The sequence below is a fragment of the Labilithrix luteola genome (assembly GCF_001263205.1).
GTDB lineage: Bacteria > Myxococcota_A > Polyangia > Polyangiales > Polyangiaceae > Labilithrix > Labilithrix luteola.
This window is the reverse complement of sequence record NZ_CP012333.1, coordinates 10,378,057-10,394,069: the sequence shown is the minus strand read 5'-3', so window position 1 is coordinate 10,394,069 and position 16,013 is coordinate 10,378,057. Positions and strand designations below refer to the sequence as shown.

Genomic DNA, 16,013 nt, shown 5'->3' with positions numbered 1-16,013 from the left:
CGCAGGTCGCTTGCCGGCGTGCGTGCGCGTGTTCGTCGTTCGCGCTCTTTGAGGGCGGCTCCCACGAACTACTGCGCCTCCAGCGCCTCGAGCGCGGCGGCAAAGTCGTTAGCCGCTTCGATGTGCTTCGCGAACACGGGTTCGAGCGCCTTGAGCATCTCCTGCCAGGCCTTCGACCGAACGATCTGGCTCATAGTGATCTCCTGCTCGCCTTGCAGCTTGGCGAGCTTGTCGGCGGCGTTCGCCTTGCCGTTGGCCAAAGCTGCTCGCGCCGTCATCGAGACGTCAGAATCTTCGTCGGCCGCATCGATCCACTCGTCGAACTTCTCGATCACCGACCGAAGGTTTTCGATGCCCGACACGCGCTTTGACGACCGCGCGGGGACCGACGGCGCCGTCCTCGTCTCGGGCGGTGCCGGTGCCGGCTTCGCACGCGCCTTCGGCGCGGCCTTCGACTTGCGTGGCGGCGACGCTTTGTCCTCGGTCATCGGGATCGACCAAGCGTCCACGGTGATCTTGAACTTGTCGGCGATGCGTTGTTGCAGGTCCTTTCCCGGTGTCTTCCGAGCCGTCGCGATGTGGCGCGCCATCCCTTCGGATGTCTGGACGCGTCGGCCGAACTCGGCCGCTCCGATGCGCGCGACGAGCTCGGCGACGAGGTGACTGCCGGCAGTACGACGGGGCGCGGTCACGGCTGCACCTCGGTACGGGTACGGACTTTCCCATCGCCGGAGGCTCCGTCCACGCATTCGCGCTGCCCCGTGGCATGAACACCCCCAAACACTGTTCCCGGGGTCTCACCGTGTGCGACACGTCGAGGCGGCGGCACCGGACCGAACGGCATCGGACGTGTCGAGTCGAGCGCGATGATGCAGCCCGACCGCGAGTGATGCTGGGTGACGTACCACGGTGGGCATTGGCCTAGCCCGTAGACCGACACTCGGCCGTAGCAGTGCTCGCACCTCGTGTGGTCATGCACCGCGACGACGTTGAACGCGCCGAACGCAGCGATAGGCTCCTTCGACCGCACGCGTCTCTCAACGCGAGCTCGGTTCCGTTTCCACTGACGCTTGCTCATGTCCAGCCCCCGAACGTTGCCCACCATGCCCGTCTCCATTCGCGCTCATCAACGGCGAGCGATGCGGAGAGCTCGCGTTGCAATATCCGCTCGAGACGGTCCGCTTGCCCCCAAGACACCTCCGTAACGCTGTCGAAAGGCACGCCGTTGAAACGTGCTTCTACCTCTCGAACGCTTACTCCGAACAAGAGCCGCTGAGTGCGCTCGTCCATGCGTGACATCCCGACCGCTCGCCCACTCGGGAACACGACGGGGCCGGGCGAATCGAAGACGTCGCGAACGACCGTCGCCGCGAGGCGCTTCAAGGTCGACCGTCTCATTGCGTTCCTCCAGCAGGATGGCACAAACTCTCGTTTACTAGAGCGATGTCGCGCGCGACGGCTTCGGGACTTGACCCCTTCCGTTTCCTCGAGTTTCGATCGCGCGGTGGCTGGTCGGTCGTACCGGACGGAGCCGAAACAATCTCGACAGTGACCTCGTAGACGCCGCTCGGCGTGCGCCTCTGTTTCTTCCGCCACTCGACTCGAGGGTCGCGGTCGCCGGGGAGGCCGAGCGCGTCGGCAACTCCGTCGATCACGCGCTTGAGGGCCGCGCCGAGGCCGTCCCACTCGTCGAGCCCCGAGCTAGGCGCGCCGCGCGTGACCGTCACGATGACGGGGAAGGGCGGGTGCGGACGGACGGCCAGCACGACGGCTTTCGTCGTCTCGCGTCGGCGCTTGTCCTCGCGAGCTCGGGCCATGGCTGCGTTCTTCGACCAGCCCCGCGCGCCGTTGTTCGGATTCTCGGTGTGCAGCGGGAACGTGACGCGCACGCCGCCGCTGAATCGCTCGATGCGGATGCTCACGGTGACCTCCAGAATTCGAACGGCTCGGCGCCTTCGGTGATGCGTCGAGCGATGCCGCCGCCGTAACGATCGCCGAGCAGGCGCGTGGCAACGCCCGTCGTGATCCACGTTTGCCGGTTACGCGCGTGTCGCTCGTAGATGACCTCTGCGACGGATGAACCGAACCGAGCGTCCTCGCCTCCCAGCTCATCGATCACGAGGAGCGGGCTCGCGAGCGCATCGACGACGAGCGGCGCTTCGCCGGCTCCGAGGGGGTGACCCGCGCGGGCCTTTGCGAGTGCATGCGCGGACACGAATCGGTGCCGAGCTCGCCCGGTCGATGTGCCGACCTCGGCGGCGAGGACCGCCTGCATCATCGCGACGGCGAGCGCCGTCTTGCCCGTTCCAGCATCACCGACGAAGAGCACTCTCGTTTTCGAGAGAGTCCGTCGAGCTTGAGCGATGCGCGATGGTCCCACGAGCCGAACGAGCCACGCGTCCGTGAGTCGTGCGGGCGGCTGACCGTCGGGGCCAAGCGGGAGCCCCTCGAGCGCCGGACGCGCCCATCGAATCCACGTGCGTCGCGCCTGATCTTCCGGCGAGAGCGCTTCTGGCTCCGGAACTCGCCCGCACCGTTCGCAGGCTGTCGCTTTGCACGAGCGGGCGTGTTCGGCGTGCTCGGCCACGATGGCCGCGATGTTTGGTGCGAATTCGTCGAATCGGAAAGTCATCGAGAAAACTCCCGGAGCCATGGGGCGTTGGGGTCAGACGGCTGCTTCGTGATCTCGGCGCCGCGCTTCGATCCGGCACGCGATGTCGCCCGCGAGCGCTCGTTGCGGAGCACCGATGCGAGCCAGCCCGTGGCGTCCTGGGCATTCGGGCTCAGCGTCTTTCGACCTCGCGAGCCGACGTACTCGAGCCACAGGGCCGGCAGGTTGTCGGCACGGAGCCCGGCATTCATCGCGACCGTTTCGGCCGCCTCTCGGAACCACGCCGGCAATTCGCCGACGTTGCCCCCAGACGCGCTTTCGTTCGCCGATGCGCCTCGTGCTGCATCGGGCGACGAAACGCGATCCTGGCTCGACGTCGGCGGAGCAATCGGCGTCGACGACTTCGACTCGGGATCCGAACCGCGCGCACTCGGCGTCGACGGTTCACGCGCGCTCTTCCGGTCCTTTAGCCGAGAGTGCGTAGGTGGGATCTGCTCCTGCTCTTGCTCTTGTTCCTGCTCCTGCTCTTCCCGAGGATCGTGCAACCCCTTCGAAGGGGCTTCCAAGGGGCTTCGAAGGGACTCTTTCGCCACACTTTCGGAGGGGCTCCGAAGGGGCTTCGAAGGGGCTTCGATGCCATACGCGGTCGCGTATCTGGTCAGGAATGCCTCGGCGAAGGGGCTTCCGGAGACTTTCGCGAGCTCGGCGATCACGCCGCCTCGCCGCTTGTCCCCCGGCTTCAGCTCGTCGCCGATCTGGTAGCTGGCCATGTTCGGGACCCAGGCCATTTCCGTTTCGGCGTCGTAGTGGGCGAAGTTGGCCTTGCCGATTCTCGCGAGCGCGCTCGCGACGCGCTCGCCGCCGAGGCCGGTCTCGTGGGCGATCGTCACGACCGGCACGTAGTAGACGCCGATCATGTTCGCGGCGGGGCACGTCACGAGGTAGAGCGCGACGACGAGCGCATCGGCATCGCCTCGCAGGGCTTTCCCGGAGCCTCGAATCCAGAAGAGCGGCGAAACTTTTGCGTAGTCGCGCATTTCGATTCAAAGCCTCATCGGCATCACCACGAACGTGTCGCCGGTCGCCGGACGGAACACGATCGGGTGAAGCTCGCCCGTAAAGAACGCCTCTACCTCTTCGTCTTCGAGGCACCCGAGCACCTCGAGGACGTACCGAGGTTCGACGCGCACACGATGAGGTTTACCCGCGTACTCGATCGGGACCTCGTTCGTCGCCAACCCTTTTCGCGCGGACTCGCACGACACATGCGCGACGCCCTCTCCGAGGGCGATGATCACGCCGACGCCAGAGGCCCCGTTTTGGTCGGCCGAGAAATCGGAAGCGAGCGCAACGGCGCGGACCGCGTCCGCGAACGCCTTCCGAGGGATCTGCGCTCGAGCACTCGCGGACGTGTTCGGGATGACTTGCTCGTACGGCGGAAACTCGGCGTCCACGAGCTTCGTTCCGAACGTGACATTGCCGTGCACGAAGAAGACCACCGAACCGTCACGGCGTACCGTGATCGGTTCGTCCCCCAGCTCCCCGACGATCTTCCGGAGCTCCGTCACCGCCGCCTGAGAGAGCAGTGCGCGGCCGTCCTTCGGCGCGGTCGCGAAGCACGCCGCGACAGACAGGCGATGACCGTCCGTTGCAGCCATGCGCGCCTCGCCGTTCCCCCAGGCGAGCAACGAAGAGTTGACGTGCGCGCGCGTCGTGTCCTGCGAAATCGCGAAGTGCACGCGGTCGAGCAATCCCGCCAGTGCGTTCGCGGGAATCTCGAGTTCGGCGGCCCTCGCCTTCGGCGAAGGCAACGAGGGGTAATCGTCGGCCGGCAGTCCGCGAAGTGTGTACTTCAGTTTACCGGTCCCCCGAATGGTGGCCGTCGCGCGCTCCGACGTCTCGATATGCACAGGCCCGTCGGGGAGCGCCTTCACGCGATCGAGGAGATCGCGTGCGTTCAGCGCGACGCCGCCAGTTTGGCGAGGCGGGCCGTCGAGCGCGACGACGTCGACGACCGTCACGAATAGGTCCGTGGCGGCGATCTGCAGCCTGTCGCCTTCGATGGTCTGGAGGAGCACGCACGCGAGGGCGGCGATCGTGCTCTTTCGGTTCGCGATGCCCTGCGCGCGCGCTAGGGCGCGCACCAGGTCCTTTTTTGCGGCCGTGATTTGCATCACCCCTCCTCGTCGTCGTCGCCAGTAAAGAAGTTGTCGGCCCTTGCGTCGGCGGCGTTGCAGAGATTCTCAATCGAGTCGGCCGAACGACTCAGGAGATCGTCAAAGTCGACACGAGTCGGGATGTCGCGACGTATGCGATTGACCACGTCTCGAAGCTCGACCACCAAGTCACGTTCAACGTCTTTCAAAGCTCACCTCCGATTCGTATTGGCCTAAGCCGTCAGGGCTACCGACCCGGCGGCGAAGAGAGGAAGTTGCCCGCTGCGCGCGCACGAACGGCAGCGCGTCACGAGCACGTGTTCGACGCTGCACACCTCGCAGCGTTCGAGCGAACCGCACCGGCACGGACCGGCGTAGAGCCGCGCTCCCTCTTCAGGGAAGTGCGCGTGCGCCGACGCTCGGACGATGCATCGAGTCATGACGCCCTGGCGAGGAGGTCGGCGAACGCGTGCTCGGGCACGGCGAGGCCACGCGCTCGGTACCATGCCTCGCCCGAGCAGAGTTGCCGCTCGGCGCTATTCTCTTCCGGCGTGCCGTAACGCAGATTCGATGCGCGGTGCACGCCAGACCCCGCCGGGCCGTGGAGGATCTCGGTACCTTCAGGACGCGGTCCGATGAACGTGAGTGCGATGAGCTCGTGAACGTATTTGTTCACCGATCGCGCCTTCCCGGCGGCGCGCGGACGTAGCGCGACGGTGCGATAGGGCGTCGGCTTGCCGCGCGAACTCCGTCGGTCGAACTGCGGGACCTCGCGAAGAGGACCATCGGGCGACGTTCGCCACGTGAGGCCGGACACGTGCACGCGATGCCACGTCGAGAAGATGCGGCCGTCCTCGGACGCGAAGTAGCCGGGCCAGCCTGGGATCGCTCGCAGCCCATCGCCGGTCATTTCGACCCTCGCCGTTGGCAGTATTCGACGTGCACCCATGCAGTCGGGTGCCGACCGCACATCGGGCAGAAGAGGCCGCGCGCGAGAAGAGGGCGCCTCACGACGTCACTCCCGGCGCGCACGGCGGCCGCTTCGGCAGCAACGACGGATCGAGCATCCAATCGGGGAGCGGCCGCGTCCGGCGGCACAGCTCCCGCATCGCCGCATCCGACCAGAAGCGAGCTGACGTTCGGTCGTATCCGGTTTTCTCGTTGTGCTTCGCGCACCGTGACACGCCGGGGGGCACCTGTGCAGTGCAGTCGCGATAGGAACAGACCTCGTCAAAACGAAGCCCGTGCCGGCGGTGCCGATCGTCCAAAATGCCACGATTTCCCATCGAATTACTCCGGCCTACCGAATGACAGTTGAGTGTATAATGCATACATATGGTCAGCTGAACGGCTGAGCCATCTTGCGGAGGCACTCGATTGGCCTCACCGTGGCGCTATGAACTTCGGCAATCTCGCGTCGGCCGCGACTCGCGACGAATCAACCGACCTTGCGAACGTCGGTATTCTTGGTCTCGTCCCAGCGGAGACTTGCCAGTTTCCACATCGAAGTATCCACGCGACTGTCAGTCGCAATCGCGATCTTGTGGGCGACGTCCGCGTCCGGCGGCCGCTTCGTGCGTCCCCCGAGAATTCGTTGAATCAGTAATCGGTCGAGTCCGTGTTTTCGGCAAAACGTCGGCACGGATTCGTTGATGTCGCGCAGGAGCTGATCGAGCACGCGCGCACCATCGAATCGCGGGCCGCGAACTATGCGGCGCGGCGGTCGAAGCATGCTCCAGGTGTGCCGTAAAAAGTTTTACGTGTCAAGCGTGACGCAAAACTCTGCTTTCTTGGAGGTCAGACATGATGCGTGCAAATCTGTACGTCATGCCGGCGCGGGACGACATCGAAGAGGGCTTGGACGAGGTAACGGGCGAGCATCGCGAGGTCGCGCTCCGCGTGCGGGCGCTGCTTCGTGCGCTCGACATGACGCAGGAAGCGTTCGCGGAGTCCTCAGGCGACCCCTCGAGCGACCCGGGAGGCCTGCGCCGCGTCGAGATCAACAACGCCGCCAACGGCAAGTCGCTCGCGAAGACTCAACGGTGGAGCGAGGGCGTTGCCCGCGCTGTCGGCGTGGACCCGCAGACCGCGGCGGATTACCTGCGCGGACGCATCGAACTCGCGGAGCTGAGGCGACGTCGCGAAACGCCACGGCGGCCGCAGCCGACGACCGTGTCCGATCTCATCCTGCCGACGATCGAACACGTCGCTCGCACCACGCGCGCGCAGCACGGTTGGACCGACGACGAAGTCGTAGCGGCCTCCGGACTCGCCCGCGGCCTCACCGGCGCCGATCTCACAGAAGAGCAAGCGCTCGACTGGCTCCACGAGGCTCGTGACGGGCGCTCGCGCTGGACGCGCCGGTACGGCGGCGCGCCGATCGAAGGCGACGACATCGGTGGCGGGCTGAGCTCGGTTCCGAAGGTCAACAAGCGCCGCCGTAGCTAGCTCGCATCGCCGAAAAGTTGGCCCATCCTACCCAGGGAGGATTGCGGCACCCGCGGGATGGAGCGTCCATGGGGTGTTTTGGAGCCGTACGAACTAGAGGGAATCGCGAGCTCCGCCTACGGCGAGAGCGGCATCGAGGAGGAACGACCGGACGTCGTGCGCGTCGCGCGTGCACTGCTGGGCCGACACTCCATCGTCCGTGGCAAGAGACCTCTCCACGGCCCCTCTGCGCTCGTTCGCGTCGAGGGCGAGTGGCGCATCATGATCGCGCGCTCCCTGCCTGACGAGTATGCGCTCTTTGCGATCGCCCATGAGCTCGGGCACTGGCTGATCGGTCGACACCACTTCCGCAACGACGACGAGGAGCGCGCGGCCGACTACCTCGCGGGCGCTCTTCTCGCGCCTCGCCGTGCGTTCCTCGCTGCGCGGCGGGCGCTTGGGGATGACCTGCCCGCGCTCTCCAGCACATTCAGGACGACCGAGACCGGCGCCGCTCTTCGGCTTGGCGAGGTCACCGGCCGACCGCTTGCCGTGATCAGCCCCGCGCGCGTGCGTGTTCGAGGCCCGTCCGACGCTGTTTGGCCTCCCGAAGGAACGCTCCGACAGTGGGCAAGGCGCCCGGTCGAAGGCACGCGACGGGTCGTGTTCCGTGACGATCCTCGCCGGGTGATGCTCGATCTCGACGAGAGATTCGAGGCCCCGTAACGATTTTTCGTCACGTCACCTTGCGTACGTAAAAGTTTTGACGTACTGATTGGTTCAACGGTGCGGGCGCGACGACGCGAGGTCGTAGGCGCAATCGCTCCGTCAACTCACGCCGCACGCGATCTGCGCGTGGAGGACCAGTCATGCTCGCACCGTCGGCCAGTCGGCCACATACGCTTTTGCCTCCGCCGCCACGCGAGAGCATCGTAGAGCGATATCTCAGTCTCGATGTTGGCGGCGTAAAACGCGAACTGCATTGTCAGGCCACCGTCAGGATTACGAACTTCAACATTAGCAAGTTGAAGATCACGAATCCCGATTCCGGCCGTGTCGTGAGCTTGAACGACCTGTCATCGTCGAGTGTTGGCATGGTCGTTCGCGAGATGCGAGACGCGGCGCGCGAGCTCTGGGGAGTCGCATCGTGACCAGCGTAGTAACCAGCGGCGCCGCCTACGCCGACTTCGACTTTGCCCACGCCGCGACGGGCATCTACCGAGGCATGCCGGCGGACATCTACCACGCTCGCGCGCCCGGCGTCGTAAGCAAGACCGTGCTCGACATCCTCGAGCGCTCGGCCGCCCACTACAAGGCTTGGCTCGATGGCCACGAGCGTCCTGCGACCGACGCTCTCGAGCTCGGCGTCATCACTCACGCTCGCGTGTTCGAGCCGGACCTGTTCGCTTCGACGTACGTGCAGGCGCCCGACCACGGCGATCAGCGGTTCAAAGAGAACAAGCAGAAGAAGGCCGAGTGGAAGGCCGCGAACGAGGGCAAGAAGCCGGTAAGCGAGGAGCATTGGATCGCGAGCGAAGGCATGGCCCGATCGATCCGGCGGCACCCGAAGGTCGCGCCGCTCTTGTCGCGCGGGGAAGCCGAGGTCACGGCGCGATGGGAGGACCTCGACACCGGCATCATCTGCAAGGCACGCGCGGATTGGCTCGTGCCGAACCTCGGAATCATCCTCGACCTGAAAACGACCGAAGATGCCCGCGAGGACGCTTTCGCGCGATCGTGCGCGAAGTACCGATACCACGTTCAGAACGCGCACTACGATCACGGCTTCTCGATGGCGGGCATCGAGATCGAAGACTTCGTCTTCGTCGCTGTTGAGAAGCAGCCACCGTACGCGTGCGCGGTTTACACGCTCGACGACGAGGCGGTTTTCAAAGGACGCGAAGCGGTCGATCGCAATCTCCGTTCGCTGCGCGACTGCATCGAGGTCGACGAGTGGCCGGCGTACGGCAACGGAATCAAGAAACTGAGTTTGCCCCGGTGGGCGTGAGGAGAATTCGAATGGCATCGACGGAAATGACTCGTAGTGCAGGCGCCGCGCCCCTCGCGCGCCGTGGCGGCGGCGACCTGAAAGAGTTCCTCGGCTCGGACGCCGTGCGAAAGAAGCTCGCCGAAGCGGCCGGGAAGGTGATGCGCCCGGAGGACCTGATCCGGTTTGCCCTCGTCGCAGCATCGCGCACGCCGGATCTCGCCAAGTGCTCGAAGGAGTCGGTCCTTCGATCTTTGCTCGATTCCGCCGCCCTCAACATCATGCCGGGCGGCTTGATGGGGCGGGGCTATCTGGTGCCAAGAAAGAACACGAAGAACAACACGACCGAGTGTCATTTCGACCCGGGTTGGCGAGGTCTCATCGATATCGCTCGGAGGGGCGGAAAGGTTCGCCGGATCGAGGCCCACGTCGTTCACGCCGCCGACGTGTTCTCGTACGAGCGTTCGCCTCTCACGACGCTGCATCACGTCCCGAGTGAACTTGACGATCCGGGCGAGATTCGCGCGGCCTACGCCGTCGCTGAGTTCGTCGACGGCGGGATCCAGATCGAGGTTGTCACGCGTCGCGACCTCAACAAGATCCGCGCGATGGGCGCCAAGAACGGGCCTTGGTCGACGTGGGGCGAGGAGATGGCGCGCAAGACGGCCGTGCGCCGGCTTTGCAAATACCTCCCCTACGATCCGCTTCTCGAGCGCGCGATGCACGCGAGCGACGAGAGCGACGTCAACGCCTTCGACGAGGTCGTCGAGGTGACCGCGCCAAAGAAGCGCCGGCGGTCGCTCGATGAGAAGGTCGATGAGGTCGCGGCATCGATGCTTCCTCCTGCGGAACCTGACTCCCAACAAGATCTACCCGTCGACGCCGACTTCGATGAGGCGGACGACGGCACGAGCGACGCGGCTGAGCCGACCAACTAGGGAGGTGACCATGGGGCACCCGCTGTAACGGCGGGAAGGTCGGCACTCGGCGCCGGCTGCCCACGACAGGCAGAACGAGGACACCAACACACGGCCACGCGCTTGGCCGGCCCACTCCTCGGGGCGAAGTACGTGCATGCGCAATTGGGGTGCCTAGGTGGCGCGCTCGCTCGTGGGGATTTGGTCATGGCCCCACGCGTGAGCGCTGCGTCGGTTCGATTCCGGCGCGCCCCTCGGAGGTTCGAATGGTTGACCGGATTCTCTTCAACGCCACCGTGATGGTGATCGTTGGAGCCATGGCCGTGACCGAAGCCGTTGCCGTCGCGCTCGCTCGAACTGCGCGCGCGTATGCAGAGGTTCGCGAATTCGCAAAAGGAGAGTGACCGTGGAAGAGATTCACAAGGCGCGTTTGCTCAGACTCGCCGATTTCCTCGATACGATTCCGGAGAAGAGTTTCGATTTCGCGTGCTGGGTCAGCGGAGAGTTTGGTGACGACGGAGCCCTTTCCTGCGGAACCACCGCGTGTGCGTTTGGTTGGGCGACGACGATGCCGGAGTTTCGAGCGCTCGGATTGCGACTCCTTAAGGATGGCGTCGGCATCGCGTCGCCCAGTCTCATTTCGACCAACGAAACTACGTATTGGAAACGGGTTCGTGAGGCCGCGAAAGAGGTGTTCGGCTTGTCGGTTTCGGAGCTCGAGTGGCTCTTCACACCATCGGATGAGGAGTACGACGGGAAGCCCGAGGACGACGCGTCTCCGGCCGAGGTCGCGGTGCATATCCGCAATTTCGTCGCCAACGGGATGCCGTGCGACGAGGGCGAGGAGGACGACTCGTGAGCGGCTTCCGCGTCGGCGACAGCTGCGACACCCCCGGGTGTCAAGGCAGCTTCGAGAACGAGCGTGATTGCTCGTGCCATATCAGGCCGCCGTGTGATGGCTGCGTCGAGCCGCTTCTCTCTTGCTCCGAATGCGGGCGCGATCCGAACGATGAGGCGACGTCATGCGCCTGACGCCGTTCTTCCGATGGTTCGACCTCTGGGTCGGTGCCTACATCGACGTGCCGAACCGGACGATCTACGTGTGCCCGGTCCCGACGCTCGGATTCAAGATCGAGCTCGGCGAGCCGCCTGACGACTTCGACGCGGGCCCCTACGTGTGCCCCGGCTGCCACGTCGTTGCGGGGCGTTGCGCGCCTGGCTGCTTCGAGTCGGATGACGACGACTACGACGACGATGATCGCGAGTACGACGAGGAGGTTGACTGTGATGATGAATGCCCGTTCTGAGGTTATGAAAGACGTCGCCGCGGAGCTCGATCGGGCTCGCGCCAAGTTCCCGCGACCGCAGGTCTCCGCGCACGAGGGCTTCGCGGTCCTCGACGAGGAGCGCGATGAGCTTTGGGACGAGGTGAAGGGCAATCATCCCGACCGCAAGGCGCGCATGCGCGCCGAGGCGATCCAGGTCGCGGCGATGGCCATCCGCTTCATCGAGGATGTGTGCGACCGATGAGCGCCGTCGAGCCCGACCGCCTCGGCGAGGCTACGGACGCGTTGACGGACTCGCTCCACGCTGCGGAGGCGTTTCTTCGCTCACGCAATAAGGGGGTGAGCGCGCAGGTCACGATGGGCGATCTCACCCTCTCGTGGATTCGTCATGGCGACGGATGGCGCATCGTCATCGGCGCCAAGGAGTTCGAGCGGGCGAACCGTGCCGGGCGCATCCTGGCGGGCATTCACCTCGGCGCGTTGCTCGAGAAGATCGAAGCCAACGAGCGAACGCTCGCGGAGGATCTGTCGACGGCGCTCGAGTGCGCGAAGGCATTCGTTCAGGCGCACCCCGCTCCGGTCGTTGCGGTGAGCGCCTCGGAGGACCGGCGCTGCTGGCGCGCCCGCCCTTCGATCGGCGGAGGCTGGTGCTACGACCGCTCGCTGACGTCGCTCTCCGCGACGATCGACGACGGCGCATCGCCGGGCGGGTCGTACGTGATCGAGTGCGTCGAGCTCACGGACGAAGAGCTCGAGAAGCTGGGGGACTTCGATGGCTGGTGAGCGCGTCGGCGTCGGCGAGTTGGTTCCTGTCGAAGGGCGCGATTACCCCGTCTTCGTTCGCCTCGATCCGGAATTCCTGGTCTACCGGCGTAACGAAAACCGATGGTACTACCGGTCTATCGGCGGCCTTTTGCCGATCACGCCGAGTGATGGCAAGTGGGTCCTTCACACGGAGCCCGGGTGTTCGGAGTACGACCACGACACGGACGAGGAGCGTGACCCCGTCAACGGGCAACTGGTGGCGGCGCGTCAACGCTCAAAGACTCCGAAGGGCGACGGCTGGGAACGCGTCAAAGCCATTCTCGATCTCGACCCGCTCGACGGACCTGACGACGTCTGCGAGCAGATCGCCTTTCTCGCTAGGGCGAACGTGACGCTTCGTCTCGAGTTGGACAGGCTCCGAACGGTGGCCGAGGCGGCCGATCAACAGAGCATGGTGAAAGCGTCGACGGTCGAACTCTGGAAGGCGCTCGAGGCGTGGCGCGCGTTTCGCGCATCGCAGACCGGGTCCAACGCGGAGGGCTCGAAGCCATGATGCACCCGTATCGAGAGGCGGAAGCGCCGGAGGAAAGCGAGACCGAAAAGGTCATCCGACAGACCGAGCGCGAAATGCTCGAGACGTTCGCGCGTCTCCTGTCGGAGTCCAATCCGCACGAGCTGGATCCACTCACGGCTCGGATCGGGCGCTTGGCGCATGAAAGACGCCTTGCCATTCAGCTCGAGTTCCATCGCCGGATGCGTGATCCGCGACCGTTCGCGTTCATCGTGACCGCGGATGGCATCTTGGAGCGCGTACCCACGCCGAAGAGGAGCAACGACCGTGGCTGAGGCGCGTCGATGCTCTTGGTGTCACGAGCCGCTCCCGGCGACGGGACGTCCACACCAGGCATTCTGCGCGCGTCGGTGCCGGCAGGCCGCCTTTCGACTCCGACGGCGCCGAGCGACGGATGCAGCGAACGACCGGCCGATGCGCTTCGCCTACGCCGACCCGCCATATCCCGGGCGCGCTCGGAAGTATTACGGGAAGGAGCCAACCTACGCCGGCGAGGTCGATCATGCCGATCTCGTCGCGTCGCTCGAGGCCTCTGCCTACGACGGTTGGGCGATCTCCACGGCCGCCGATGCACTTCGCCAGGTGCTCCCGCTCTGCCCAGAGAGGGCACGCGTCTGCTCGTGGGTGAAGCCGGTTGGCGCGTGCCCACGAACGTTCGGGATTCACAACACATGGGAGCCGCTCATCGTCGTCGGCGGCCGCAAGCTACGAGGCGGGGTCCGCGACTGGCTGAGCGCCCAGCCCGCACGCTTTGGCGGGACGCTGCCAGGCCGCAAGCCGATCGCTTTCTGCGCGTGGCTCTTCGACCTTCTCGGCATGCTCCCCGGTGACGAGCTCGTCGACCTATTCCCTGGAACCGGAATGGTTTCGAGGGCATGGCGCGCGGCGTCACTCAGACATCGAGGTTACGGGTCGCCCACGCCGTCGGCAGACGCGTCGCAAGAGTACTCGGACGACGTGTCGCCGACGCCTCGAGGAGACGCGTTCGCTCGAGCGCCGGACGACGGGCGCGTCCGCGCGGCAGAGGTCTTCCGATGAAACGCTACAGGATCGAGTTGACCGAGGCGCAGGCGAGGTGCCTCCTCCGCCACGCGTGGCTGCGCGTCACGCTCAACACGGCGCCGAACGAGCAGCATCGGGAGTGGCGCGGGATCAAGGCCGCGTGCGAACGCGCTGGCGCGCCGTCTGAGCCCACGCCGAAGAGGAGCGCCGAGCGATGAGGATCAAGCCATCCACCAACGCGTCTTTCGAGGTCACGCTCGTTCTCAATGAGAGTGAGGCGAGGGCGCTAGACGCGATTTGCGGCTACGGTTCGGCGGCCTTTCTTGCGGTCTTCTATGAACGCTTGGGGCGCGCCTACCTCGAACCTCACGAGCGAGGGTTCCGGTCGCTGTCGGAGGTCGTAACAACACAGCTTCGACCGCAGCTTGCACAGGTCAAGGAGGCCCGTCGCGTGCTGCGAGGGGACCGCATTCAGGAGTGGCAGGCGGCCGGCGCAGCGGTCTGCGTTGGGCTTATCCGAATGGCAGAAGCGATCGCGTCGCGCGATGAGGCAACGCCGAAGGAGCTCACATGACGACGAGTGGTGTACAGTCCAATTTCTCGGAGACGTCGAGGAACACGCGCGATGGGGAAACCCCGCAGACCTCGCAAGCGGCCACGAAAGCCCCGACGTCTGCCCCTGATTCCGGTCTCGGTGGGCCTGGAGGTTCCGAGTCGACCGGCTTCTACATCGAGAACGACGACAAGGCGCGTGCTCGGACCCTATGGGAGCGCGAGATGGGCGGCACGACCGACAGCTTCATCGCGGCCATTGCTGCCGAGCTGACCGTCGTTGGCGACATCGGTTGGTCCGCTGGCTACAAGGCCGGCAAGCGGACCGGCACCGAGAACGAGGGGGAGCGAACGCGCGACGTGATTCGGATCGCGCGCGAGATGGTAGCGGCCCACAAGGCCGGAGGCTGCATGCCTGGCTCGGCGAAGTGGATCGACCTCGAGCGAGCTCTCGAGGGACGACTGTGCAGCGCATGCAATGGGACCGGGCGAGTCACCTACGTCGCCATGGGAGAGACGTGCACGGGCGATTGCAGCGCGTGTGCGCCGCCGGCAACGCCGCCCGTGGAGCTTCGCGTTCACTCACTGAAGAGCGGAACCCTCTTGGTCGTCGGAGGGGATCCGTCGCGGAGCTTTCGCTACGTGCACAACGACTTCCTTCGCGACGGGGCCACGGGCGAGGATCCGGAAGAGCTCGCGTGCAAGCTCGAATCGCTCGCCCGCTTTGTGCGGGACGCCGCGCGAGACCTTTCGAAGCCGCCGCGTGGCGTGGCGGAAGGGGCAAAGCCGTGAGCGAAATTCGAGGCACCATCAACTTTCACGCAACGCATATCGGAGCGTGGGAGGAACCGCCTGGTCCCGTGCTGGAGCTAGTGCTCCCCGCCATGTACGAAAGGTTCCTCTCTGTCCTTGCGCGCCTACGAGACCACCGCGGGTTTCGCGTCCACCAGGACCAGAACGTCAACAAGAGAATCCGGCGCTGCTACTACGTCGGGCGCAAAGGCGATCTGGAATTTCACGCCGAGGCGGTGGGCCGGACGTTCAAAATCGAGTTCTTCCAGAACGTCAACGTCGAGAACCGGAACGGCGGCCGGTACGACTTCGACAAGTTCGCTCGCATGCCTCGGACGATGCAGCTCGCGTGCGCCGTCGAGATGAGCCACGTCCTGCGGAAGCTGCTCGAGCTCGGGTACGTGCTCGAGGGCACGCGCCAGGGCATCACCAGCGCGGAGCTCCTGCCCGTCTTGCGCCACGCTCAGGGACGCACGGACGAGGGCGACCCCCTCGCGACCTTCAATCGCGGATGGGGCGAGGATCGGTTCGAGCGCGACCAGAGCGGATGGCCGACAGCAACGTCGGTCAACTCGGGGTACGGCGGCAAGGACAGGGACGGGCGTCCGCTCGTGAGTGGCGAAACGATGTACTGCCGCCGCGGCGGCCGACTCTTCCGAGGTGTTGCCCGGCCGGGACCGAACGACAATTGGATCTTGATCTCGCACGGCCGCGGCGTCCACGCGCAGGCTCGAGAGCTATTCCGATGCGAGGATCCGGCGATCGAGACGCGTCGGTTCGTGCCAGGGCAGCCAAAGCGCGTACACGCGGAGCTGCAGAAGGCGATGAAGGCGAACGCGTATCGACGCGTCGAGGCGCTGGCTCGTGTCGCGCGCAAGCTTGAAGAGGCCTCGTCCACGGCGGCGAGGGGAGGTCATGGGCGATGAGTCTCGATACAAGAGACACGA

Annotated in this window: 23 protein-coding genes; 16 read left to right on the top strand and 7 right to left on the bottom strand. The window is 65.5% G+C overall.

The window, feature by feature from the left end; translation table 11 throughout:
- Positions 1 to 68: 68 nt before the first annotated feature.
- The 6 genes from AKJ09_RS44820 to AKJ09_RS44795 form a co-directional block, all read right to left on the bottom strand.
- Entirely contained in the window at positions 69 to 692 is a 624-nt protein-coding gene (locus tag AKJ09_RS44820; protein WP_146653987.1) for a hypothetical protein, read from the bottom strand.
- Between the two features lie 702 nt (positions 693 to 1,394).
- On the bottom strand, positions 1,395 to 1,922 hold the full coding sequence (locus AKJ09_RS44815) for a hypothetical protein (RefSeq protein ID WP_146653986.1): 528 nt from the start codon (positions 1,920 to 1,922) through the stop codon (positions 1,395 to 1,397).
- Positions 1,919 to 2,632, bottom strand: coding sequence for a hypothetical protein (locus AKJ09_RS44810; protein ID WP_146653985.1), 714 nt, complete (start codon positions 2,630 to 2,632; stop codon positions 1,919 to 1,921). Before AKJ09_RS44810 ends, AKJ09_RS44815 begins: the two co-directional genes overlap by 4 nt.
- Complete coding sequence (locus AKJ09_RS44805) at positions 2,629 to 3,648, bottom strand: hypothetical protein (protein ID WP_146653984.1); 1,020 nt, start codon at positions 3,646 to 3,648, stop codon at positions 2,629 to 2,631. Before AKJ09_RS44805 ends, AKJ09_RS44810 begins: the two co-directional genes overlap by 4 nt.
- Positions 3,649 to 3,654: 6 nt before the next feature.
- Positions 3,655 to 4,785 (bottom strand): DNA polymerase III subunit beta, encoded by a 1,131-nt coding sequence (dnaN, locus tag AKJ09_RS44800; RefSeq protein WP_146653983.1) that lies wholly within the window; start codon positions 4,783 to 4,785, stop codon positions 3,655 to 3,657.
- Positions 4,786 to 5,203: 418 nt separating this feature from the next.
- Positions 5,204 to 5,677 carry an HNH endonuclease family protein gene (locus AKJ09_RS44795; RefSeq protein WP_146653982.1) on the bottom strand — a complete coding sequence of 158 codons (474 nt, stop codon included), beginning with the start codon at positions 5,675 to 5,677 and terminating at the stop codon, positions 5,204 to 5,206.
- A gap of 893 nt (positions 5,678 to 6,570) precedes the next feature.
- On the opposite strand from AKJ09_RS44795, the gene AKJ09_RS44790 reads away from it, so the two are divergent.
- Positions 6,571 to 7,215, top strand: a complete 645-nt coding sequence (locus AKJ09_RS44790; RefSeq protein WP_146653981.1) for a hypothetical protein — start codon at positions 6,571 to 6,573, stop codon at positions 7,213 to 7,215.
- Positions 7,216 to 7,308: 93 nt separating this feature from the next.
- On the opposite strand, the gene AKJ09_RS55830 is transcribed toward AKJ09_RS44790, so the two are convergent.
- Complete coding sequence (locus tag AKJ09_RS55830) at positions 7,309 to 7,434, bottom strand: hypothetical protein (RefSeq protein WP_275936763.1); 126 nt, start codon at positions 7,432 to 7,434, stop codon at positions 7,309 to 7,311.
- 42 nt (positions 7,435 to 7,476) lie between these two features.
- Between AKJ09_RS55830 and AKJ09_RS44785 the strand changes: the two genes are divergently transcribed.
- The 15 genes from AKJ09_RS44785 to AKJ09_RS44720 all read left to right on the top strand — a co-directional run bounded on the left by AKJ09_RS44785 (position 7,477) and on the right by AKJ09_RS44720 (position 15,992).
- On the top strand, positions 7,477 to 7,920 hold the full coding sequence (locus AKJ09_RS44785; RefSeq protein WP_169928388.1) for an ImmA/IrrE family metallo-endopeptidase: 444 nt from the start codon (positions 7,477 to 7,479) through the stop codon (positions 7,918 to 7,920).
- Between the two features lie 421 nt (positions 7,921 to 8,341).
- A complete protein-coding gene (locus AKJ09_RS44780) occupies positions 8,342 to 9,202 on the top strand; it encodes a PD-(D/E)XK nuclease-like domain-containing protein (RefSeq protein ID WP_146653979.1) in 861 nt (286 codons plus the stop codon).
- Between the two features lie 11 nt (positions 9,203 to 9,213).
- Positions 9,214 to 10,119 (top strand): recombinase RecT, encoded by a 906-nt coding sequence (locus tag AKJ09_RS44775; protein WP_146653978.1) that lies wholly within the window; start codon positions 9,214 to 9,216, stop codon positions 10,117 to 10,119.
- 245 nt (positions 10,120 to 10,364) lie between these two features.
- Positions 10,365 to 10,502 (top strand): hypothetical protein, encoded by a 138-nt coding sequence (locus tag AKJ09_RS53790; protein ID WP_169928386.1) that lies wholly within the window; start codon positions 10,365 to 10,367, stop codon positions 10,500 to 10,502.
- A 2-nt stretch (positions 10,503 to 10,504) separates the two neighbouring features.
- Positions 10,505 to 10,957: a hypothetical protein gene (locus AKJ09_RS44770; protein WP_146653977.1), complete on the top strand. Its 453-nt coding sequence runs from the start codon at positions 10,505 to 10,507 to the stop codon at positions 10,955 to 10,957.
- A 163-nt stretch (positions 10,958 to 11,120) separates the two neighbouring features.
- The gene (locus AKJ09_RS44765) at positions 11,121 to 11,405 is read left to right on the top strand and encodes a hypothetical protein (protein WP_146653976.1); all 285 of its coding nucleotides are present in this window, start codon (positions 11,121 to 11,123) and stop codon (positions 11,403 to 11,405) included.
- A 4-nt stretch (positions 11,406 to 11,409) separates the two neighbouring features.
- A complete protein-coding gene (locus AKJ09_RS44760; RefSeq protein ID WP_146653975.1) occupies positions 11,410 to 11,628 on the top strand; it encodes a hypothetical protein in 219 nt (72 codons plus the stop codon).
- The gene (locus AKJ09_RS44755; protein ID WP_146653974.1) at positions 11,625 to 12,167 is read left to right on the top strand and encodes a hypothetical protein; all 543 of its coding nucleotides are present in this window, start codon (positions 11,625 to 11,627) and stop codon (positions 12,165 to 12,167) included. Before AKJ09_RS44760 ends, AKJ09_RS44755 begins: the two co-directional genes overlap by 4 nt.
- Positions 12,157 to 12,702 carry a hypothetical protein gene (locus AKJ09_RS44750; RefSeq protein ID WP_146653973.1) on the top strand — a complete coding sequence of 182 codons (546 nt, stop codon included), beginning with the start codon at positions 12,157 to 12,159 and terminating at the stop codon, positions 12,700 to 12,702. Before AKJ09_RS44755 ends, AKJ09_RS44750 begins: the two co-directional genes overlap by 11 nt.
- On the top strand, positions 12,699 to 12,995 hold the full coding sequence (locus AKJ09_RS44745) for a hypothetical protein (protein ID WP_146653972.1): 297 nt from the start codon (positions 12,699 to 12,701) through the stop codon (positions 12,993 to 12,995). Before AKJ09_RS44750 ends, AKJ09_RS44745 begins: the two co-directional genes overlap by 4 nt.
- Before the next feature lie 139 nt (positions 12,996 to 13,134).
- On the top strand, positions 13,135 to 13,758 hold the full coding sequence (locus tag AKJ09_RS44740; RefSeq protein WP_146653971.1) for a hypothetical protein: 624 nt from the start codon (positions 13,135 to 13,137) through the stop codon (positions 13,756 to 13,758).
- Complete coding sequence (locus AKJ09_RS44735; protein WP_146653970.1) at positions 13,755 to 13,940, top strand: hypothetical protein; 186 nt, start codon at positions 13,755 to 13,757, stop codon at positions 13,938 to 13,940. Before AKJ09_RS44740 ends, AKJ09_RS44735 begins: the two co-directional genes overlap by 4 nt.
- Positions 13,937 to 14,296, top strand: coding sequence for a hypothetical protein (locus tag AKJ09_RS44730; RefSeq protein WP_205633963.1), 360 nt, complete (start codon positions 13,937 to 13,939; stop codon positions 14,294 to 14,296). Before AKJ09_RS44735 ends, AKJ09_RS44730 begins: the two co-directional genes overlap by 4 nt.
- Positions 14,293 to 15,066, top strand: coding sequence for a hypothetical protein (locus AKJ09_RS44725; protein ID WP_146653969.1), 774 nt, complete (start codon positions 14,293 to 14,295; stop codon positions 15,064 to 15,066). Before AKJ09_RS44730 ends, AKJ09_RS44725 begins: the two co-directional genes overlap by 4 nt.
- Before the next feature lie 92 nt (positions 15,067 to 15,158).
- Positions 15,159 to 15,992, top strand: coding sequence for a hypothetical protein (locus AKJ09_RS44720; RefSeq protein ID WP_146653968.1), 834 nt, complete (start codon positions 15,159 to 15,161; stop codon positions 15,990 to 15,992).
- Positions 15,993 to 16,013 lie beyond the last annotated feature (21 nt).